17 protein-coding genes and 1 other annotated feature are annotated in these 21,317 nt (G+C 44.3%); of the genes, 1 reads left to right on the top strand and 16 read right to left on the bottom strand.

Annotation, left to right across the window (positions count from 1 at the left end; genetic code table 11):
* Window positions 1–126: 126 nt before the first annotated feature.
* The 16 genes from tuf to FYJ57_RS03640 form a co-directional block, all read right to left on the bottom strand.
* Window positions 127–1,320 (bottom strand): elongation factor Tu, encoded by a 1,194-nt coding sequence (gene tuf, locus FYJ57_RS03715; protein ID WP_154431577.1) that lies wholly within the window; start codon window positions 1,318–1,320, stop codon window positions 127–129.
* Window positions 1,321–1,476: 156 nt separating this feature from the next.
* On the bottom strand, window positions 1,477–3,594 hold the full coding sequence (gene fusA / locus FYJ57_RS03710; RefSeq protein ID WP_154431576.1) for an elongation factor G: 2,118 nt from the start codon (window positions 3,592–3,594) through the stop codon (window positions 1,477–1,479).
* A 14-nt stretch (window positions 3,595–3,608) separates the two neighbouring features.
* The gene (gene rpsG, locus FYJ57_RS03705; RefSeq protein ID WP_022398582.1) at window positions 3,609–4,079 is read right to left on the bottom strand and encodes a 30S ribosomal protein S7; all 471 of its coding nucleotides are present in this window, start codon (window positions 4,077–4,079) and stop codon (window positions 3,609–3,611) included.
* Window positions 4,080–4,294: 215 nt separating this feature from the next.
* Entirely contained in the window at window positions 4,295–4,708 is a 414-nt protein-coding gene (gene rpsL, locus FYJ57_RS03700) for a 30S ribosomal protein S12 (protein WP_022008863.1), read from the bottom strand.
* A gap of 244 nt (window positions 4,709–4,952) precedes the next feature.
* The gene (gene rpoC, locus FYJ57_RS03695) at window positions 4,953–8,669 is read right to left on the bottom strand and encodes a DNA-directed RNA polymerase subunit beta' (RefSeq protein WP_154431575.1); all 3,717 of its coding nucleotides are present in this window, start codon (window positions 8,667–8,669) and stop codon (window positions 4,953–4,955) included.
* A gap of 86 nt (window positions 8,670–8,755) precedes the next feature.
* Complete coding sequence (rpoB, locus tag FYJ57_RS03690; RefSeq protein WP_117525041.1) at window positions 8,756–12,583, bottom strand: DNA-directed RNA polymerase subunit beta; 3,828 nt, start codon at window positions 12,581–12,583, stop codon at window positions 8,756–8,758.
* Window positions 12,584–12,815: 232 nt separating this feature from the next.
* Window positions 12,816–13,187, bottom strand: a complete 372-nt coding sequence (gene rplL / locus FYJ57_RS03685) for a 50S ribosomal protein L7/L12 (protein WP_154431574.1) — start codon at window positions 13,185–13,187, stop codon at window positions 12,816–12,818.
* Between the two features lie 150 nt (window positions 13,188–13,337).
* A complete protein-coding gene (rplJ, locus tag FYJ57_RS03680; RefSeq protein WP_118568443.1) occupies window positions 13,338–13,826 on the bottom strand; it encodes a 50S ribosomal protein L10 in 489 nt (162 codons plus the stop codon).
* 35 nt (window positions 13,827–13,861) lie between these two features.
* Window positions 13,862–13,996 (bottom strand) — a sequence feature (ribosomal protein L10 leader region).
* Between the two features lie 285 nt (window positions 13,997–14,281).
* Entirely contained in the window at window positions 14,282–14,974 is a 693-nt protein-coding gene (gene rplA / locus FYJ57_RS03675; RefSeq protein ID WP_022172801.1) for a 50S ribosomal protein L1, read from the bottom strand.
* A gap of 93 nt (window positions 14,975–15,067) precedes the next feature.
* The gene (gene rplK, locus FYJ57_RS03670; RefSeq protein ID WP_154431573.1) at window positions 15,068–15,493 is read right to left on the bottom strand and encodes a 50S ribosomal protein L11; all 426 of its coding nucleotides are present in this window, start codon (window positions 15,491–15,493) and stop codon (window positions 15,068–15,070) included.
* A gap of 88 nt (window positions 15,494–15,581) precedes the next feature.
* Window positions 15,582–16,097: a transcription termination/antitermination protein NusG gene (nusG, locus tag FYJ57_RS03665; RefSeq protein WP_154431572.1), complete on the bottom strand. Its 516-nt coding sequence runs from the start codon at window positions 16,095–16,097 to the stop codon at window positions 15,582–15,584.
* A gap of 16 nt (window positions 16,098–16,113) precedes the next feature.
* A complete protein-coding gene (secE, locus tag FYJ57_RS03660; RefSeq protein WP_154431571.1) occupies window positions 16,114–16,338 on the bottom strand; it encodes a preprotein translocase subunit SecE in 225 nt (74 codons plus the stop codon).
* 25 nt (window positions 16,339–16,363) lie between these two features.
* Window positions 16,364–16,513: a 50S ribosomal protein L33 gene (rpmG, locus tag FYJ57_RS03655; protein WP_106493166.1), complete on the bottom strand. Its 150-nt coding sequence runs from the start codon at window positions 16,511–16,513 to the stop codon at window positions 16,364–16,366.
* Between the two features lie 242 nt (window positions 16,514–16,755).
* A complete protein-coding gene (locus FYJ57_RS03650) occupies window positions 16,756–17,634 on the bottom strand; it encodes an ROK family protein (protein ID WP_154431570.1) in 879 nt (292 codons plus the stop codon).
* A 119-nt stretch (window positions 17,635–17,753) separates the two neighbouring features.
* Window positions 17,754–18,692 carry a type I phosphomannose isomerase catalytic subunit gene (locus FYJ57_RS03645; protein ID WP_022172796.1) on the bottom strand — a complete coding sequence of 313 codons (939 nt, stop codon included), beginning with the start codon at window positions 18,690–18,692 and terminating at the stop codon, window positions 17,754–17,756.
* A gap of 86 nt (window positions 18,693–18,778) precedes the next feature.
* Window positions 18,779–20,140, bottom strand: coding sequence for an MATE family efflux transporter (locus FYJ57_RS03640; protein ID WP_154431569.1), 1,362 nt, complete (start codon window positions 20,138–20,140; stop codon window positions 18,779–18,781).
* Between the two features lie 304 nt (window positions 20,141–20,444).
* Here FYJ57_RS03640 and FYJ57_RS03635 point away from each other — a divergent pair, with 304 nt between their 5' ends.
* On the top strand, window positions 20,445–21,317 hold the full coding sequence (locus FYJ57_RS03635; protein ID WP_154431568.1) for a helix-turn-helix domain-containing protein: 873 nt from the start codon (window positions 20,445–20,447) through the stop codon (window positions 21,315–21,317).

Below are 21,317 nucleotides of genomic sequence, written 5' to 3'. Positions count from 1 at the left end.
ACAGCCTTATTTTAATCTTTTACACAACAGAAAAACCCCGGAAACCTTACGGTTCCGGGGTATCTTACGCTTGGACACATATACCTTACGGTACTCAATATATATAATTAAGATGTTATGCTAAAATTACTCGATGATAGAAGCAACACGGCCTGATCCTACAGTACGTCCACCTTCACGGATAGCGAAAGTCAGACCCTGTTCCATAGCGATCGGATGGATCAGTTCGATTGTCATTTCTACGTTATCACCAGGCATGCACATTTCTGTACCTTCTGGCAGGCTGATAACACCTGTTACGTCAGTTGTTCTGAAGTAGAACTGCGGACGATAGTTGTTGAAGAACGGAGTATGACGTCCACCTTCATCTTTTGTCAGAACGTAAACCTGAGCTGTGAATTTTTTGTGGCATGTTACAGAACCTGGTTTAGCCAGAACCTGTCCACGAACGATTTCTGTTCTCTGAACACCACGCAGCAGAGCACCGATGTTATCACCAGCCTGTGCTTCATCCAACAGTTTACGGAACATTTCGATACCAGTTACAACTGTTTTCTTAACGTCTTCTTTAACACCCAGGATTTCAACTTCGTCGTTCAGATGCAGAACACCACGCTCTACTCTACCAGTAGCAACAGTACCACGACCAGTGATTGTGAATACGTCCTCTACAGGCATCAGGAACGGTTTGTCAGTGTCACGTTCTGGATCCGGAATGTAGCTATCTACAGCATCCATCAGTTCCAGGATTTTGTCTCCCCATTCGCTGTTCGGATCTTCCAGAGCTTTCAGAGCAGATCCCTGGATAATCGGAGTGTCATCTCCCGGGAATTCGTACTCGTTCAGCAGCTCACGGATTTCCATGTCTACCAGTTCCAGAAGTTCTTCATCGTCTACCATATCACATTTGTTCATGAATACAACGATGTAAGGAACACCTACCTGACGAGACAGCAGGATGTGCTCTTTTGTCTGAGCCATAACACCATCGGTAGCAGCTACAACCAGGATAGCACCATCCATCTGAGCAGCACCAGTGATCATGTTTTTAACGTAGTCAGCATGGCCTGGGCAGTCAACGTGTGCGTAGTGACGTTTGTTTGTTTCATACTCAACGTGAGCAGTAGAGATTGTGATTCCACGTTCTCTTTCTTCTGGAGCTTTATCGATATTTTCGAATGCTACAGCTTCACCTGTACCCAGTCTTTCATGCAGAGTTTTTGTAATAGCTGCAGTCAGAGTAGTTTTACCATGGTCAACGTGTCCAATGGTACCAATGTTACAATGTGGTTTGCTTCTTTCAAATTTAGCTTTAGCCATTATTAATTTTCCTCCTTAAAACTTGCGCCTTACGGCAAAATTTTAATTTACTATATTATTAGACCTGCTATCCTTGATTATATTGCAAATCAAGGATATTTGCAAGTCATATTTCCATAATTTCAGCAATTACGGGCGCCTGATAGTAAGGCGTTATTATTTAGACTTTGAAGACAGAACTTTTTCCTGAACAGACTTCGGAACTGGTTCATATCTGTCAAAGAACATGGAGTAGTTACCACGTCCCTGAGTTCTGGAACGAAGGTCTGTTGCGTAACCGAACATTTCAGCCAGCGGAACATATCCACGGATCATCTTTCCTCCACCGATATCTTCCATACCTTCGATACGACCACGACGGGAGTTGATATCACCGATAACATCACCCATGTAATCTTCCGGAGTAGTAACTTCGACTCTCATGATAGGCTCCAGCAGTACAGGAGATGCTTTCTGCATAGCTTCCTTGAACGCCATAGATCCGGCAATGTGGAATGCCATTTCAGAGGAATCGACTTCATGGTAAGAACCATCGTATACGTTCGCATGAACACCTACTACAGGGAATCCGCCCAGAATACCGGACTTCATAGCTTCTTCGATACCTTCGCCTACTGCCGGAATGTATTCCTTCGGAATAGCACCACCAACTACAGTAGATTCGAATTTGTAAGTTTCTTCTGCGTTAGCATCCATTGGCTCAAATTTAACTTTACAGTGACCATACTGTCCACGTCCACCGGACTGTTTTGCATATTTATGCTCAACGTCAACCGGTTTTGTGATGGTCTCTTTGTATGCAACCTGAGGAGCACCAACGTTAGCCTCTACCTTGAATTCTCTCAGCAGACGGTCAACGATGATATCCAGATGCAGCTCACCCATACCTGCGATGATTGTCTGACCAGTTTCCTGATCGGTATGAGCACGGAAAGTAGGATCTTCCTCTGCCAGTTTTGCCAGAGCTTCACCCAGTTTACCCTGTCCGGCTTTTGTCTTAGGCTCGATAGCCAGCTCGATAACCGGTTCCGGGAATTCCATGGACTCCAGGATTACCGGATGCTGATCATCACAGATGGTATCACCGGTAGTACTGAACTTGAATCCGATCGCTGCTGCGATATCTCCGGAGTAAACTTTATCCAGCTCCTGACGTTTGTTAGCGTGCATCTGCAGGATACGTCCTACACGTTCTTTTTTATCTTTTGTAGCATTTAATACATAAGAACCGGAGTTCATGGTTCCTGAATATACACGGAAGTATGCCAGTTTACCAACGAACGGGTCAGTCATGATTTTAAATACCAGTGCGGAGAACGGTTCATCATCAGAAGAATGACGAACTACTTCGTTTCCATCCAGATCTGTTCCGTTGATAGGCGGAATGTCTGTAGGAGCCGGCATGAACTCCAGGATAGCATCCAGAAGTTTCTGAACTCCTTTGTTTTTGTAAGCAGATCCGCAGCAAACCGGAACAGCTGTACACTCGCAGGTACCTTTTCTCAGTGCTGCTTTCATTGCTTCTACAGAAGGTTCTTCACCTTCCAGATATTCCATCATCAGATCATCATCCAACTCGCAGATTTTCTCTACCAGTTCTGTATGATACAGTTCTGCTTCGTCCTGCATATCTTCCGGAATATCTACTACAGAGATATCATCACCCTTATCATCGTTGTAGATGTAAGCTTTCATCTCGAACAGGTCAATGATTCCCTGGAATTCATCTTCTTTACCGATTGGCAGCTGAAGACAAATTGCATTTTTTCCTAATCTTGTTTTAATCTGATCTACAGCGTTGTAGAAGTCTGCACCCAGGATATCCATCTTGTTGATGAATGCCATACGAGGTACATTGTATGTGTCAGCCTGACGCCATACGTTTTCAGACTGTGGTTCTACACCACCTTTTGCACAGAACACACCAACAGCACCGTCCAGTACACGCAGGGAACGCTCTACCTCTACAGTAAAGTCTACGTGACCTGGGGTATCAATGATGTTGATACGATGTTCCAGAGCACCTTTTTTCGGTTTTGTCTGTTCTTCCAGAGTCCAGTGACATGTGGTAGCTGCGGAAGTAATGGTGATACCTCTTTCCTGCTCCTGTTCCATCCAGTCCATGGTAGCAGTACCTTCATGTGTATCTCCGATTTTATAGTTTACACCGGTGTAATATAAGATACGCTCTGTCAGAGTGGTCTTACCAGCATCGATATGCGCCATAATACCAATATTTCTGGTTCTCTCTAATGGATATTCTCTTCCAGCCAATTGGATTTCCTCCTTTAGAATCTGTAATGAGCAAATGCCTTATTAGCTTCTGCCATTTTATGCATGTCTTCTTTCTTCTTAACAGATGCACCGGTGTTGTTCATAGCATCCAGAAGCTCATTTGCCAGTCTGTCTTCCATGGTCTTCTCTCCTCTTTTACGAGAATACAGAGTTAACCAACGAAGAGCCAAAGCCTGACGTCTTTCCGGACGAACCTCGATAGGTACCTGATAGGTAGCTCCACCGATACGTCTAGCCTTTACTTCCAGTACAGGCATGATGTTGTTCATAGCTTCTTCAAAAACTTCGATAGCTGGTTTTCCAGCTTTTTCTTCAATTTTAGCGAAAGCGCCGTATACAATCTTCTGTGCTACACCTTTCTTACCGTCTAACATGATGTTATTGATAAGTTTGGTAACCACTTTGTTGTTGTACATCGGATCTGCTAACACGTCTCTTTTCTGAGTATGTCCTTTACGTGGCACGTTACTTCCCTCCTTAATCAATAGATTATCTCTTAGGTACTCACATGACAGCCTGAGCAGTTAAACAGGTACTGTCGACTATGTGTTCGCACTGGTAAATTCCTCTATTTCACCCGCAACCATCAGGGTATAAATGGAATGACCGTACATAGTATTGTGATATTGTCAATTTTGTTTCGCTATGCCGCTAAGCAGCCGTAGCGTAGCTTTTCATCTTATTTTTTAGGTCTTTTAGCTCCGTATTTGGAACGAGCCTGTTTTCTGTTAGCGACACCTGCGGTATCAAGAGTACCTCTGATGATATGGTATCTTGTACCAGGTAAGTCTTTAACACGGCCTCCACGGATCAGAACAACGCTATGTTCCTGAAGGTTATGACCTTCTCCTGGAATGTAGCTTGTTACTTCGATTCCGTTTGACAGACGTACTCTGGCAATCTTACGAAGAGCTGAGTTAGGTTTTTTAGGTGTAGCAGTTTTAACAGCTGTACACACACCTCTCTTCTGTGGAGAAGACAGATCGCTGGATTTTTTTCTTAAAGAGTTAAAGCTTTTCTGCAGAGCAGGAGCGGTAGATTTCTTAACAGAAGTCTGACGTCCTTTTCTTACTAACTGGTTAAATGTTGGCATTCCATTTCACCTCCTGTAATTATTCCTTTTCTGGTTCTGCGGTTGCTATTTCTAAATCATACGACTATGCAGCCGTCTTACCTTTTATAAGGTAATTTTGCGCACATTAAAATAACTGCATTTCCATGCGCACCTGTAGTATCATAGCATCGAAAAAATAAAAAGTCAAGGGAGTATTACTGATTTTTATCAGTTTCCCCTGACTTTTTACTTATTTACTCATTATTACCTGATATCAGTGACTTTACTCTTCGCTATCCTCAAGAGTTACCAGTTCTTCAGCGATTTCATCTGTTTCTTCATCTGTCTCAGCAGTTTCGGAAGCTTCTTCCTCTACTGTGATATCTTCCGGTACAAGTTCCAGATCTTCATCGTCCAACAGGATATCGTCCTCTTCTTCCTTCAGCATATCATCTGTGGAAAGTTTGATGTTGCTGTAACGCTTCAGACCAGTACCGGCCGGAATCAGTTTACCGATGATAACGTTTTCTTTCAGACCTACCAGGTGGTCAACTTTTCCTTTGATAGCAGCTTCTGTCAGGACTTTTGTTGTCTCCTGGAAGGATGCTGCTGACATAAAGGAATCGGTTGCCAGAGAAGCTTTGGTAATACCCAGCAGAACCTGTTTTCCTTCCGCCGGAGCTTTTCCTTCTGCTTCCATCTTTTCATTGATATCTTCATATTCAAGGAAATCAACCATCGTACCCGGAAGAAGTTCTGTATCTCCGTTGTCTTCGATACGGATCTTTTTCAGCATCTGACGAACGATAACTTCGATATGTTTATCGTTGATTTCTACACCCTGCAGACGGTATACTCTCTGTACTTCACGGATCATATAATCCTGTACGGCACGTACACCTTTGATTTTCAGAATGTCGTGTGGGTTAACAGAACCTTCTGTCAGTTCATCACCGGCTTCCAGCATCTGTCCGTCTGTAACCTTGATTCTGGATCCGTAAGGGATCAGGTATGTCTTGGTTTCTCCGCTTTCTTTATCGGTAATTACGATTTCTCGTTTCTTCTTGGTATCTTTGATTGCAACTTCACCAGGAATCTCTGTGATAATGGCAAGTCCTTTCGGCTTTCTTGCCTCGAACAGCTCCTCGACACGAGGAAGACCCTGTGTGATATCGCCACCGGCAACACCACCACTATGGAAAGTACGCATGGTCAGCTGTGTACCAGGCTCACCGATGGACTGTGCGGCGATGATACCTACAGACTCACCAACCTGAACAGCTTCTCCTGTTGCCATGTTGGCACCATAACATTTTGCACAGATACCAACTTTACATTTACAGCTCAGAATCGTACGGATCTTGATCTTGTCGTAAGGTTTGCCTTCTGCATTGACACCTTCGCTCATGATCTTAGCTGCACGTTTCGGTGTGATCATGTGGTTTGCTTTTACAAGCACATTACCATCTTTATCTTTGATTGTCTCGCAGGAGAAACGTCCTGTGATACGTTCCTGCAGACTTTCGATTTCTTCTTTTCCGTCTGTGAATTCTTTCACATACATACCCGGAATCTCATCTCTGCCTTCCGCACAATCCATCTCACGAACAACCAGCTCCTGAGATACATCTACCAGACGTCTGGTCAGGTAACCGGAATCGGCGGTACGAAGGGCGGTATCGGACATACCTTTTCGAGCTCCATGGGCGGACATGAAATATTCCAGTACATCAAGACCTTCACGGAAGTTTGACTTGATAGGCAGCTCGATGGTGTGACCGGTTGTATCGGCCATCAATCCTCGCATACCGGCCAGCTGTTTGATCTGTTTATCAGATCCACGGGCTCCGGAATCGGCCATCATGAAGATGTTGTTATATTTATCCAGACCATTCAGCAGGGCTTTTGTCAGCTCATCATCGGTCTGTTTCCAGGTTTCAACGACTTCTTTGTAGCGCTCTTCTTCTGTGATCAGACCACGTTTGAAGTTTCTGGTGATTTTATCTACAGTTTCCTGCGCCTGTTCGATCATCTGTGGTTTCTGAGGCGGCACAGTCATATCGGAAATGGATACAGTCATAGCAGCTCTCGTAGAATATTTGTAACCGGTGGCTTTGATATCATCCAGTACTTCCGCAGTCTTTGTCTGTCCGTGAGTATTGATAACTTTTTCAAGGATCTGTTTCAGCTGTTTCTTTCCTACATGGAAATCAACTTCCGGAAGCAGTTCGTTACCCGGAACACTTCTGTCTACAAATCCCAGATCCTGTGGCAGGATCTCGTTGAACAGGAATCTACCCAGAGTGGATTCTACTGTTCCTTCCAGGACTTCTCCTGTCGGCAGAGTTTTTTCACGGCGAACGTGAATTCTTGTCTGCAGTGTCAGGTATCCGTTTTCGTAAGCCAGGATAGCTTCGTTCAGGCTCTTGTAGTATCCGCCTTCTCCCTTGCTTCCCGGTCTTTCCTGTGTCAGGTAATAAATACCCAGGACCATATCCTGTGAAGGAACGGCTACCGGACCACCATCGGACGGTTTCAGCAGGTTGTTCGGAGACAACAGCAGGAAACGGCATTCTGCCTGTGCTTCTACGGACAGCGGAAGATGGACAGCCATCTGGTCACCATCGAAATCGGCATTGAACGCGGTACAAACCAGAGGATGCAGCTTGATCGCTTTACCTTCTACCAGGATCGGTTCAAATGCCTGAATACCCAGACGATGCAGTGTAGGAGCACGGTTCAGCATAACCGGATGCTCTTTGATAACGTCTTCCAGTACATCCCATACTTCCGGCTGTACTTTCTCGACCATTTTCTTTGCGTTTTTAATGTTATGAGCGGTTCCGTTTGCAACCAGTTCTTTCATAACGAACGGTTTAAACAGCTCGATTGCCATCTCTTTCGGCAGACCACACTGATAAATCTTCAGTTCCGGTCCAACGACGATTACGGAACGTCCGGAGTAGTCAACTCGTTTACCCAGCAGGTTCTGACGGAAACGTCCGGATTTACCTTTCAGCATATCGGACAGAGATTTCAGAGCTCTGTTACCAGGTCCGGTTACCGGACGGCCACGGCGACCGTTATCGATCAGCGCATCTACAGCTTCCTGCAGCATACGTTTTTCATTTCTTACGATAATATCCGGGGCTCCCAGCTCCAGCAGTCTTTTCAGACGGTTGTTACGGTTGATGATACGACGGTACAGATCATTCAGGTCAGATGTAGCAAAACGTCCACCGTCCAGCTGTACCATAGGACGCAGATCCGGCGGAATAACCGGTACAACATCCATGATCATCCACTCCGGTCTGTTACCGGATTCGCGGAATGCTTCTACAACTTCCAGACGTTTGATGATACGGGCACGTTTCTGTCCGGTTGCATTTTTCAGTCCGGCTTTCAGTTCTACGGATTCTGCTTCCAGGTCTATGGATTGCAGCAGCTCTTTGATAGATTCTGCGCCCATACCTACACGGAAGGTGTCTCCAAACTGTTCTCTCGCTTCCTGGTATTCTCTCTCTGTCAGCACCTGTTTCAGCTGCAGATTGGTATCACCCGGATCGAGGACAATATAATTCGCAAAATACAGAACTCTCTCCAGTGTTCTCGGAGACAGATCCAAGATCAGACCCATACGGGACGGAATTCCCTTGAAGTACCAGATATGAGATACCGGCGCTGCCAGTTCAATATGGCCCATACGCTCTCTACGAACGCTTGATTTTGTAACTTCTACACCACAGCGGTCGCAGACAACCCCTTTATAACGGATCTTTTTATATTTACCACAATGACACTCCCAGTCTTTGCTTGGTCCGAAGATTCTCTCGCAAAACAGACCATCTTTTTCCGGTTTTAATGTACGGTAGTTGATGGTTTCTGGTTTTTTTACTTCACCATGAGACCATTCACGGATCTTTTCCGGAGATGCCAGACCAATTTTAATCGCATCGAACGTCATTGGTTGATATACTTCTTTATTGGTTGTTTCAGCCATTTGGTTGCTCCTTTCTAGGATTCATTCCCACGGCCGCTGTTACGCGGCCACAGGACTTTTTCTATCGCATCAGAGAATGTTTTCTCTTAGAAATCTAATTCTTCGTCAGCTGATTCATCAGCTGCGTCTTCTTCTACATCCACCAGTTCTTCGCCTTCGAATTCCTGTTTGCTGAAACCATAGTTTCCGTAGGACTCTTCTTCATCGCGGTTGTATCGCTTGTCACCCTCGATGATGGAACGCAGATCAGTATCGCCATAGTCGATATTTTCCATGATTTCCACTTCTGTATTATCATCTTTCAGGACTCTTACATCCAGTCCCAGAGACTGCAGCTCTTTGAGCAATACCTTGAAAGACTCCGGAATACCCGGTTCAGGGATATTGTCACCTTTGATGATCGCTTCGTATGTCTTCACACGACCGATCACATCATCGGATTTGACTGTCAGGATCTCCTGCAGAGTATAAGATGCACCGTATGCTTCCAGTGCCCATACCTCCATCTCTCCGAAACGCTGGCCACCGAACTGAGCTTTACCACCCAGAGGCTGCTGTGTTACCAGGGAGTATGGTCCGGTAGAACGTGCATGGATCTTATCATCAACCAGGTGATGCAGCTTCAGATAATGCATGTGACCAATGGTTACCGGACTGTCGAAATATTCACCGGTACGACCGTCACGAAGTCTTACTTTACCATCTCGTGAGATTGGAACACCTTTCCACAGATTTCTGTGATCTCTGTTCTCATACAGATAATCCAGAACTTCCGGAAGCAGCTCTTCTTTATGCTTCTCAGAGAACTCTTCCCAGGACAGATTTACATAATCATTTGCCAGTTCCAGAGTATCCATGATGTCGTTCTCACTTGCGCCATCGAATACAGGAGTGGCAATGTTGAATCCAAGAGCCTTTGCGGCCAGACTCAGATGAATCTCCAGGACCTGTCCGATATTCATACGGGAAGGTACACCCAGAGGATTCAGCACGATATCCAGAGGACGACCGTTCGGCAGGAATGGCATATCTTCTACAGGCAGAACACGGGAAACAACACCCTTGTTACCGTGACGACCGGCCATCTTATCACCGATAGAGATCTTTCTCTTCTGTGCAATGTAGATACGAACAGCCTGATTTACACCAGGTGACAGTTCGTCGCCATTTTCTCTTGTAAATACTTTCGCATCCACAACAATACCGTATTCACCATGTGGTACCTTCAGGGAAGTATCACGTACTTCTCTTGCTTTCTCACCGAAAATAGCACGTAACAGACGTTCCTCAGCTGTCAGTTCAGTCTCTCCCTTCGGAGTTACCTTACCAACCAGAATATCTCCCGCACGGACCTCAGCACCGATACGGATAATACCACGTTCATCCAGATCTTTCAGAGCATCATCACCGACACCCGGAACATCTTTTGTGATCTCTTCCGGTCCCAGCTTGGTATCTCTGGACTCTGCTTCATATTCTTCGATATGAATAGAAGTATATACATCTTCCTGTACCAGTCTCTCACTCAGCAGAACCGCATCCTCGTAGTTATAACCTTCCCAGGTCATGAAACCGATCAGCGGGTTCTTACCAAGAGCAAGTTCACCATTGTAAGTAGAAGGACCGTCAGCGATTACCTGACCTGCTTCTACATGTTCGTTCTTGAATACGATTGGTTTCTGATTGTAACAGTTGGACTGGTTACTTCTCAGGAACTTGGTCAGACGGTATACATCTGTGGTACCGTCATCGTTTTTCATTGTAATCTCTTTGGATGTAGACTTGGTAATGGTACCTGCCTTCTTGGCAACCACACAAACACCGGAGTCTACGGCAGCTTTGGCTTCGATACCGGTTCCGACTACAGGAGCTTCTGTAATCATCAGCGGTACGGCCTGACGCTGCATGTTGGATCCCATCAGCGCACGGTTCGCATCATCGTTCTGCAGGAACGGAATCAGGGCTGTAGCTACAGAGAATACCATCTTAGGAGATACGTCCATGTAATCGAACATTCTTCTTTCGTATTCCTGTGTCTCCTCACGGTAACGACCGGATACATTCTTATGAAGGAAATGTCCTTCTTCATCCAGAGGTTCGTTCGCCTGTGCTACATGATAATTATCTTCCTCATCAGCTGTCATATAAACAACTTCGTCTGTAACGCGAGGATTCTTCGGATCTGTTTTGTCGATCTTACGATATGGAGCTTCCACAAATCCGTATTCATTAATTCTTGCATAAGATGCCAGAGAGTTGATCAGACCGATGTTAGGTCCCTCAGGAGTCTCTACCGGACACATTCTTCCGTAATGAGAATAGTGTACATCTCGAACCTCGAATCCGGCACGGTCTCTTGACAGACCACCAGGTCCCAGTGCGGACAGACGTCTCTTATGAGTCAGCTCACCCAGCGGGTTGTTCTGATCCATGAACTGAGACAGCTGAGAAGAACCGAAGAATTCTTTTACAGCAGCGGTTACCGGTTTGATGTTGATCAGAGACTGTGGAGAAATACCCTCCGGATCCTGTGTTGTCATTCTTTCACGAACAACACGTTCCAGTCTTGACATACCGATACGGTACTGGTTCTGCAGCAATTCTCCGACCGCACGGATACGACGGTTTCCTAAGTGGTCGATATCATCGTCGGTTCCCAGACCATATTCCAGATGTAAGTTATAGTTAATAGAAGCAAAAATATCTTCTTCTGTAATGTGTTTCGGAATCAGATCATGAATATGATGTTTGATGGCTTCTTTCAGTTCATCAGCATCTTCATATTCTTCCATCAGTTGTTCCAGTGCAGGGTAATATACCAGCTCTGTAACACCCAGTTCTTCCGGATTACAGTCTACATGTGCGGTCAGATCTACCATCAGGTTGGACAGAACTTTTACATTTCTTTCTTCTGTCTGAATCCACACAAACGGAACTGCCGCATTCTGGATAGAAGTTGCCAGTTCTTTTGTTACTTCTGTACCTGCTTCTGCCAGGATCTCACCTGTGGTAGTATCCACTACGTCTTCAGCCAGTACATGACCGCTGATACGGTTTTTCAGATGCAGTTTTTTATTGAATTTATATCTACCTACTTTAGCCAGATCATACCGTTTCGGATCAAAGAACATGCTTGTGATCAGGCTTCTTGCGCTGTCTACTGCCAGCGGTTCACCCGGACGGATTTTTTTATACAGCTCTAACAGACCTTCTTCATAGCAGGTTGCTGTATCTTTGGTAAAGCTTGCCAGAATCTTCGGCTCCTCACCAAACAGTTCTGTGATCTCTGCGTTGGTTCCTTTTCCCAAAGCACGAATCAGAACAGAAATCGGAACCTTTCTTGTTCTGTCTACACGTACCCAGAAGACATCATTGGAATCTGTTTCATATTCCAGCCACGCTCCTCTGTTCGGGATTACGGTAGAAGAAAACAGTCTTTTACCAAGTTTGTCATGAGCAATCGCATAGTAAATACCAGGGGAACGTACTAACTGACTGACAATAACTCGTTCTGCACCATTAATTACGAAGGTACCGGTTGCTGTCATCAACGGCAAATCTCCCATGAAAATCTCATGCTCTTTAATTTCGTCGTTTTCCTTATTGTACAATCTCACCTTTACTTTTAAAGGTGCTGCATAAGTTGCGTCTCTTTCTTTGCACTCCTCGATGGAATATTTCACATCATCCTCGCACAAAGTAAAGTCCACAAATTCCAAGCTCAACTTGCCACTGTAATCAGTGATCGGAGAGATATCAGCAAATACTTCCTTTAAACCTTCCTCAAGGAACCAGTTATAGGAATCTTTCTGAACCTCAATCAAGTTGGGCATTTCCAAAACTTCTTTTTGTCTCTGGTAGCTCATCCGCATACTTTTACCGTTTGTAATAGGACGTATTCTGTTTTTTTCCATTGACCGTTTCACCCCTTGTGTATTTGATTTATTACTGCTCATGCCTTTTTCGTGCTTTTAAGATTAGACTAGTAGGCATATCTTGCCATAATAGTGCATTTTTTACAATATCACAGTTTGTCAAGAGTGTCAACCCAATTTTCTAATCTTTTTTATTTTTCATTACAAAAACCCGGAAGAGCATTGTAACTCTTCCGGGTTCTCCATCTTTCAACCAAATGCTGTAATCTGATTATTTCAGAGTTACTTTAGCGCCTTCAGCTTCCAGTTTTGTTTTGATTTCTTCAGCTTCTGCTTTTGCAGCTGCTTCTTTGATTACTTTCGGAGCACCGTCTACTACTTCTTTAGCTTCTTTCAGTCCCAGACCTGTTGCTTCACGAACAACTTTGATAACTTTAACTTTGTTAGGACCAACTTCTGTCAGCTCTACGTCAAACTCATCTTTCTCTTCTGCTACTTCTGCTGCACCTGCTGCTGCTACAACAACACCTGCTGCTGCGGATACACCAAATTCTTCTTCACATGCTTTTACCAGTTCGTTCAGTTCCAGAACGGACAGTTCTTTGATAGCTTCAATAAATTCAGCTGTAGTAAGTTTTGCCATTTTTATTTACCTCCAATTATAAGTTTTGTTTTCTTTTTTAATTTTTTTGGGGCAGCTTACGCTGCTAGGAAGTTCGACATCGCTTTGCGCTGTCGAACAGCTAAGTTTCTAACCTCAGGCTGCGCTTTCAGCTTGCCTTCGCTAAGAAACTTATGCTTCTTTTGCTTCTGCGATCTGGCTGATGACGCGAGCAAAGTTGGCGATTGGGGACTGGATGCTTCCAAGCAGTTTTCCAAGAAGTTCCTCTCTGGAAGGTACTTCGGACAGTGCTTTAATTCCAGCCTGGTCATAGTAACCACCTTCAACAACACCTGCTACCAGTTCCAGCTGCGGAGCTGTCTTTGCGAATTTCGCAAGGATTCTTGCAGGAGCAGTTGCATCTTCTTTAGAGATAGCCAGAGCGTTTGTTCCATCCAGATGTTTGCACAGTTCTTCACATGCTGTTCCCTGGAATGCAAAGTTCATCATTGTGTTTTTGTATACTTTGTATACAACACCAGCTTCTCTTAATTCCTTACGCAGCTGAGTATCCTGTGCCACTGTCAGACCACTGTAGTTTACAAGTACAATACCCTGAGCATCAGCGATGTTTGCAGAAATCTCTTCTACGATCGGTTTTTTCAGTTCAACTTTTGCCATGATTGGTGCACCTCCTTATAGATTTTGTGTACCGCCAAATATGAAAAAAGCCTCTTCGCGCACCGCAAAGAGGAGTCCAATTCTTCATTAAGAATGTATATTTCCTCGGCAGGCGTTCTAGCCTTATGCCTTCCGGCACCTGCTGTCTTCGGCGTGATACTGGTGTATTATAGCATCACGTTTTCACCTTGTCAAGCCTTTTTCTCGTAAATTTTTCCACTTTTTATACTTCTGCTTTTTATAACTTTTTGCACATCTCTTTTCAATGCCTTCGGGCAACCAAACCAGATCCACATCTTTTCCCGTGCTCCCATTTGGCATTGGGCATTCACCAGCCGTCAGCCCGCGAGAGTTGGAGTATGATCCAAAGGCAGCGGGCGTCCTCCCTCCAATCCCCCACAAAAAAAGAGCGTCGCCTACAAAGGCTCCGCTCTTCTTCATTTGCACTTATATAATTACACAAGTTTTAATGGGTTAATCTTAACACCAATTCCCATAGTAGGAGCGATTGTTACGCTTCTCAGGAACTGACCTTTCAGTGTAGAAGGTTTTGCTTTATTGATTGCACCCATCAGCGTCTGGAAGTTGTCCGCTAACTGTTCTTCTGTAAAAGAAGCTTTTCCGATTGGCACGTGAATAATATTTGTTTTATCAAGACGATATTCAATCTTACCAGCTTTGATATCCTGAACAGCTTTTGTAACGTCCATTGTTACTGTACCAGCTTTCGGGTTTGGCATTAAGCCTTTCGGTCCGAGTACACGACCCAGACGACCAACAACACCCATCATATCCGGTGTAGCAACAACTACATCAAAGTCAAACCATCCTTCGTTCTGGATCTTCGGGATCAGCTCTTCTGCTCCGACGAATTCTGCTCCAGCTGCCTGAGCTTCATCAGCTTTCACACCTTTTGCGAATACCAGGACACGAACAGTTTTACCGGTTCCGTGAGGCAGAACTACTGCGCCACGAATCTGCTGGTCAGCGTGACGTCCGTCACAGCCTGTTCTGATATGAGCTTCGATTGTTTCATCAAATTTTGCAACTGCAGATTTTTTAGCTAAAGCGATTGCTTCATCCGGATCATACAGTTTTGCACGATCAACTGCTTTGGCAGTTTCCATATATTTTTTACCGTGTTTCATTTCCTATAACCTCCTGTGGTAATTGCGGGGATTGCCCTCCCACGATATTCGTTTGTTTGTGACCTTATGGTCTCAAAGTTACATTAGTAAAGATTAGTCCTCAACTACGATACCCATACTTCTTGCAGTACCAGCGATCATGCTTATAGCTGCTTCGATGCTTGCTGCATTCAGATCTGGCATTTTCATTTCAGCGATCTCTTTTACTTTATCTTTGGAAATAGTAGCTACTTTTGTTTTGTTCGGAACACCTGAACCTGATTTGATGTTACAAGCTTTCTTCAGCAAAACTGCAGCTGGTGGAGTTTTGGTTATAAAGCTGAAACTTCTGTCTGCGTATACAGTGATAACTACAGGGATGATCAGATCTCCCTTGTCAGCTGTTCTAGCATTGAATTCCTTTGTAAACTGTACGATATTTACACCATGCTGACCCAGAGCCGGTCCAACTGGTGGTGCTGGTGTTGCTTTACCAGCAGGAATCTGTAATTTGATATATCCTGTTACTTTCTTTGCCATTGTAATGACCTCCTATAATGTGGTAATTGCGGGGATTTCCCTCCCACGAATCATTTCCGTGCGAAACTTCATACTTCGATGATTCTGTTTACAACTTCTTAATTTCTGCGAAACTGATCTCAACCGGTGTTTCGCGACCAAACAACTCAACATTGATTGTCACAGTCTGCTTCTGACTGTTGAGCGTCTGGATAATACCAGTAGTATCTTTCCAGGCTCCTCCGGTAACAACTACGCTGTCGCCTTCTGCAAAATCGATTTCGATGGTTTCAGGCTGGATACCCAGCATGCCGATCTCTTCTTCGCTCAAAGGCACCGGTTTAGATCCCGGTCCGACGAATCCGGTCACACCACGGGTGTTACGAACAACATACCATGTATCATCGTTCATCACCATGTTGATCAGTACGTATCCCGGGAACATTTTTCTGGATACCAGCTTCTGTGCACCGTTTTTCAACTCTGTCACATCCTGCATCGGTACCCGAACTTCCAGAATCTGATCTTCCAGATGTCGGTTTTCGATTGTTTTCTCAATGTTGGCTTTCACTTTGTTTTCATAGCCCGAATATGTATGGGCTACATACCAGTTTGCTTCTGCCATTTCCTCACCCTTGTCCTTATTTAATCAGCAAATTAACGAACTCCAGAACCGCACTGTCCAGAACGGAAATAATCACGCCCATGACTACTGTGATACCAACAACGGCAACCGTCTGTTTGCCGACTGTTTTCTTGTCAGTCCAGATAATCTTGTCAAATTCGGACTTCAGACCTTTGGTCCAGCTCTTTTTCGGAGCTTTCTCCTTTTTCGGAGCCTTTTCTTTTTTTGCAGATTCTGCCATAGTCCTCACCTCTTACACGACAATCTTATTTCGTCTCTTTGTGCATTGTGTGTGTTCTACAGAATTTACAATACTTTTTGGTCTCCAGTCTTTCCGGATGATTCTTTTTCTCTTTTGTCATGTTGTAATTCCGCTGTTTACATTCTGTACATGCCAATGTGATTTTTACGCGCACGACTTCCACCTCCACTGTGTTGATTTGCGTTGTTGCAACGGACTTTTTTCTTTTGCCATCGAAATTCACGTCTTTCGATTTTAGGCATAAAAAAAAGACCTACTTCCATGTCGCTTACTTACTATACCATGTGTCAACAGGAAAGTCAAGTAAAAGATATGAATGTGTCTCGTTATTCACGGAAAAATAAGAAAGCTGTCGCAGATTCCCCCACGACAGCTTTCTTATTTTATATAAGGATATTATTTCTCCAGTTCCAGCTCATCCACTGCCAGTTTCAGCGCACCCATAATTCCCTGATTATCATTCAGGCTTGGCAGTACAATATAATTATCCAGATCATCCATCTGTTTCGTCTTAATATAACCGGCCATCTGTTTTCTTACTTCTTCTCTGACTAACGGCATCATATGTTCCTGATGCATAACACCGCCACCAAGAATAATTCTTTCCGGAGACAGTACCAGAATCAGATCTACCAGAGCCTGTCCGATATAATAAGCTTCCAGCTCCCATACTTCTTTCTTATCTGCCAGTTCTATTCCTTTTTTGCCCCAGCGTGCTTCGATCGCCGGGCCTGCAGCCAGACCTTCCAGACAGGTTTTGTGATATGGGCATTTGCCTTCGTAATGATCTTCCGGATGTTTTCTCATCAGGATATGTCCTGCTTCCGGATGCAGCATACCATGAAGCAGTTTTCCGTTGCTCATAATACCCATACCGACACCGGTTCCGATAGTTATATATACGCTGTTTTCCAGGCCTTTGGTGATTCCCCAAGTGGATTCTCCCAGTGCAGATCCATTTACATCCGTATCAAATCCCACCGGAATATTCAGTGCTTTTTTAAAAGCACCGACAATATCGCAATTTGCCCACGCCAGCTTTGGTGTGGTCGTGATATAACCATAGGTTTCAGAGTTACGGTTTACATCAATCGGTCCAAAGCAGCCGATTCCCAGTGCTTCGATCTCTTTATCTTTAAAATACTCAATCAGTTTCGGAAGTGTGATCTCCGGAGTTTCGGTAGGAATAGATATCCTCTCAAAAATCTCCCCGTTTTCGTTTCCGATTGCGCAGACCATCTTGGTTCCGCCTGCTTCCAGTGCTCCCAGTCTCATATCTGTATTCTCCTTTTTACCTGTGTTTCGAACAGCTTTTTATACCGTTCTCAGATTATCTCTGTTATATATATTCCGTCTAACTTTTTAATTTCCTTTTATTAAGTCCGGATTTTCTCTTAATGTTTTTCCGGATTCGAACAGATCAGACTCATCACGCCTTCAAAACGGCACTTTCCGTATCCTGCCGGTACGATAAAATGCTGACCCTTTTCTAGCGGAATTCCATTTACAGTACCGGAACCTTCTACTACGCTGACATCTGTAAAATATTTGTCAAATTCAATAGTAAATACACCGTCCACATCATACTTGTCTACAGAATAGAATGGACAGGTGATCAAATGTTTATGTTCCGCCCCCTGCAGGTTCTCGGTATAGGTATCGCATTTTGCCGGCTCAAACGGTGCCACAATTGTGTCAATGCTCTGTTCCACATGCAACTGTCTCGGTTTTCCGTCGGACAATCTGTCATAGTCATATACACGATATGTAATATCGCTGTTCTGCTGTGTCTCCAGAATCACCGTACCTCCTTTGATTGCATGCAGACATCCCGGATTGATCTGGAAAAAATCTCCTTTTTTCACATCTGTCACACGGATAAATTCATCCCATCGTCCCTGACGGATCATCTCTTCCAGTTCTTTTTTATCCTTTGCATTGTGGCCAATAACAATTTTTGTACCCGGCTCACAGTCCAGCACATACCAGCACTCTGTTTTCCCCAACGAACCATTTTCATGTTCGGATGCATATGCATCATCGGGATGTACCTGAATACTCAGATCATTTTTCGCATCAATGATTTTAATCAAAAGCGGAAACTGGCTGCCCGGATAATTTCCAAACAGTTCCGGCTCTTCTTCCCATAACTGGCTCAGATATCTTCCATCGTATCTGCCGCCTGCAATCTTACAGTCACCATTTTTATGAGCACTGATTGCCCAGCACTCTCCTGTTGTGTCACTTGGAATATCATATCCAAACGAGTCTCTTAATTTTGTTCCACCCCAGATAGCCTCTTTGAATACCGGCTCCAAAAATAACAGTTCCATAGGTAATACCCTCCATGTTTTCTCAGTTTCCTTTATTATACTTCCCATAGCCCGGGAAGTAAAGGAAAAGCCGCTGACCTTCAGGCTCACATGGCTTTTACAGGAGTAGTCTGCGGCTGTTTGGGAACCATTTGCCGGATTGTAAGATAATATGCAATTCCCAGCGGAATGCATGCCCCGATCCATGCCAGCGGGCTTGCGGAACTTGCACCGGCAAATCCAAAATGCTCTACCAGCAAAACAGCTGCCGTTGCACGCATGACCAGTTCCATAATTCCTGCCACTGTAGGCACCCATCCGTTACCAAGTCCCTGCAGGGTAAAACGATAGATAAATAACAGTCCCAACACCCAGTAACAAGATCCGCTGATGACCAGATATGTTTTGGATAAGGCAATGACATCCCGTTCACCACTTCCCACAAACACAGCGGACAGATTACTTCCGGCAAAAATATTCATAAGTCCCATCAAAACACTGACGGTCAGAGAAATCAGAATACACTGGAACACTCCTTTTTTTATTCTCTCATACTGGCCGGCACCATAATTCTGAGCAGTATATGTAGTCATTGCCTGTCCAAGAGAATTCAGTGGCATGGTTGCAATGGAATCAATCTTCTGTGCCGCCGTATAAGCTGCTACGGATACCGCGCCCAGACCGTTCAGAGCAAACTGCAGAATCAGGGCACCGATCGCAATGATGGACATCTGAAACGCCATTGGAAGAGCAATTCGCAGATGATCACCCAGTTGTTTTCGCGCCAGATGAAAGTGGTGGCGGTTAATCCGAAGTACCGGCATTTTCTTCCATATATATACAAAGCAGCAGATTCCTGACAGGAGCTGAGAAAATATAGTTGCCACACCTGCCCCTGCAACTCCCATACCGACTACGGCAATCAGTACAATGTCCAGTACAATATTGACACAGCAGGCAAAAATCAGAAAATACAGTGGTGTCCGACTGTCGCCCAATGCACGCATCGTATTTGATCCCAGATTAAATAATACACTTGCTCCGATTCCCCAGAATATAATCCGGATATAAGAAACCGCATCGTCAAGGATTTCCTCCGGTGTCTGCAAAAGTTCCATGGCAGGACGAACCAGTGCCACTGCAAATAATGTCATCACAATTGTGAGTGCAATACTTAGAATAATACCGGCAGCAAAGCTGCAACGGATTCCTTCCTCATCCTCCGCACCGAAACGCTGGGCAATGAGAATCGACAAACCCGAGGTAAATCCCATAACAAATCCGAGAATAAAGAAAGATACACTTCCTGTACATCCGACAGCCGCCAGGGCATTGACTCCTATAGTACGTCCTACAATTACGGTATCCGCCATACTGTAGAACTGTTGAAAAATATTACCCACAATCAGCGGAAGCGCAAATAAAAGGATTAGTTTTACCGGTTTTCCTGATGTCATACTTTTTGTCATTTTCTTTTTTCATCCTTTCTTTTTTTGCATACCATGTGGCATCTTTTACCGCTGGCTGCCAATTTTTATATGACTGTAACTGTTCAGTATCTTCACAGTTACGATAGTTTTATTATAAAGTACAGTCGAAAAAGTGGAATGTACTTTCTTGTGCATCGGATGGTTTATGTTGTATACTTAACTTATCAAATATGTGTTGAAATGTAACTATTCAGTAGCCACTGTCCCGCGAGGCATTTTGGCTCGTAACTGTGAAGGTACTGAACAGTTACGTTGAAATTATATTTATGACAGGGGGATTTTTATGGAACCATCGGTGTATGATCTTACTTACAATGATCTCAATCCCCGCTTTCTGTTCTGCTGTAATCTGCTTCGAACAGAGCCTGAGATGAATTATCATTGTCATGATTTTATTGAATTTGTGCTTATACTGAAAGGAAAAACAACATTTCTTATAGATGAGAAGTTGTATGATGTGGAAGAAGGGTCCGTGATTTTGCTGAATCCCGGAACATATCACCAGAGCCTTCCTGCAGCCGGAACTTCTGCCCGGGAATTTTATCTGGCTTTTTCAAATGTGGAATTTGCCGGATGTACCAGAGGGCATTTTTCTCTTTTTAAAAATTATCAGCTGCTGGCAACATTGCCGGACAGTTATAAAGAACCGTTGTTTCGGCTGTGTAACCTGATGGAACAGGAGTCGAAGACCTGCCAGCCGGGGCGGTATTTTATGCTGAAGTCCTATCTGATTCAGGTGATCTGTCTGCTCTGCCGATATCAGAAGCAGGAACTTGAGGAAGATGTAAAGCGTCAGTATGCACCGCGGTATGAGTTCAAGTCGGTAAATAAGAAGTATGTAGTTCAGCAGATTATGCATTATATGGAGACACATTATAAAGAGAAGATTTCGCTCGATCAGATTGCGGCAAATATGTATCTGAGTTCTTTTTATATTTCGAAGATTTTCAAAAGTGAGACAGGGGATACGCCGATCAATTATCTGATCAGCCTGCGGATGCAAAAGGCCCGGGAACTGCTGGATGAGAACCCGGAGCAGTCGATTCAGGCTGTGGCGATGGCTGTAGGATATGAGGATGCTTATCATTTCAGTAAGTTGTTTAAGAAGTATTTTGGACTGTCGCCGCTTTATTATAAGGCAAGGATTCCGCAGTAA

The sequence above is a fragment of the Oliverpabstia intestinalis genome (assembly GCF_009696065.1).
In the GTDB taxonomy this organism is placed as follows: domain Bacteria; phylum Bacillota; class Clostridia; order Lachnospirales; family Lachnospiraceae; genus Oliverpabstia; species Oliverpabstia intestinalis.
The sequence above is the reverse complement of the archived record's forward strand: the minus strand, read 5'-3'. Positions and strand labels throughout refer to the sequence as shown.

Bases quoted from the DNA above. Each gene is read 5' to 3' on its own strand.
- FYJ57_RS03650 (WP_154431570.1), bottom strand. From the start codon at position 17,634: ATGAGACTGGGAGCACTGGAAGCAGGCGGAACCAAGATGGTCTGCGCA.
- FYJ57_RS03635 (WP_154431568.1), top strand. From the start codon at position 20,445: ATGGAACCATCGGTGTATGATCTTACTTACAATGATCTCAATCCCCGC.
- rplK (WP_154431573.1), bottom strand. From the start codon at position 15,493: ATGGCAAAGAAAGTAACAGGATATATCAAATTACAGATTCCTGCTGGT.
- secE (WP_154431571.1), bottom strand. From the start codon at position 16,338: ATGGCAGAATCTGCAAAAAAAGAAAAGGCTCCGAAAAAGGAGAAAGCT.
- rpoB (WP_117525041.1), bottom strand. From the start codon at position 12,583: ATGGAAAAAAACAGAATACGTCCTATTACAAACGGTAAAAGTATGCGG.
- rplA (WP_022172801.1), bottom strand. From the start codon at position 14,974: ATGAAACACGGTAAAAAATATATGGAAACTGCCAAAGCAGTTGATCGT.
- rpoC (WP_154431575.1), bottom strand. From the start codon at position 8,669: ATGGCTGAAACAACCAATAAAGAAGTATATCAACCAATGACGTTCGAT.
- FYJ57_RS03645 (WP_022172796.1), bottom strand. From the start codon at position 18,692: ATGGAACTGTTATTTTTGGAGCCGGTATTCAAAGAGGCTATCTGGGGT.
- rpsL (WP_022008863.1), bottom strand. From the start codon at position 4,708: ATGCCAACATTTAACCAGTTAGTAAGAAAAGGACGTCAGACTTCTGTT.
- rplL (WP_154431574.1), bottom strand. From the start codon at position 13,187: ATGGCAAAACTTACTACAGCTGAATTTATTGAAGCTATCAAAGAACTG.
- FYJ57_RS03640 (WP_154431569.1), bottom strand. From the start codon at position 20,140: ATGACAAAAAGTATGACATCAGGAAAACCGGTAAAACTAATCCTTTTA.
- rplJ (WP_118568443.1), bottom strand. From the start codon at position 13,826: ATGGCAAAAGTTGAACTGAAAAAACCGATCGTAGAAGAGATTTCTGCA.
- tuf (WP_154431577.1), bottom strand. From the start codon at position 1,320: ATGGCTAAAGCTAAATTTGAAAGAAGCAAACCACATTGTAACATTGGT.
- nusG (WP_154431572.1), bottom strand. From the start codon at position 16,097: ATGGCAGAAGCAAACTGGTATGTAGCCCATACATATTCGGGCTATGAA.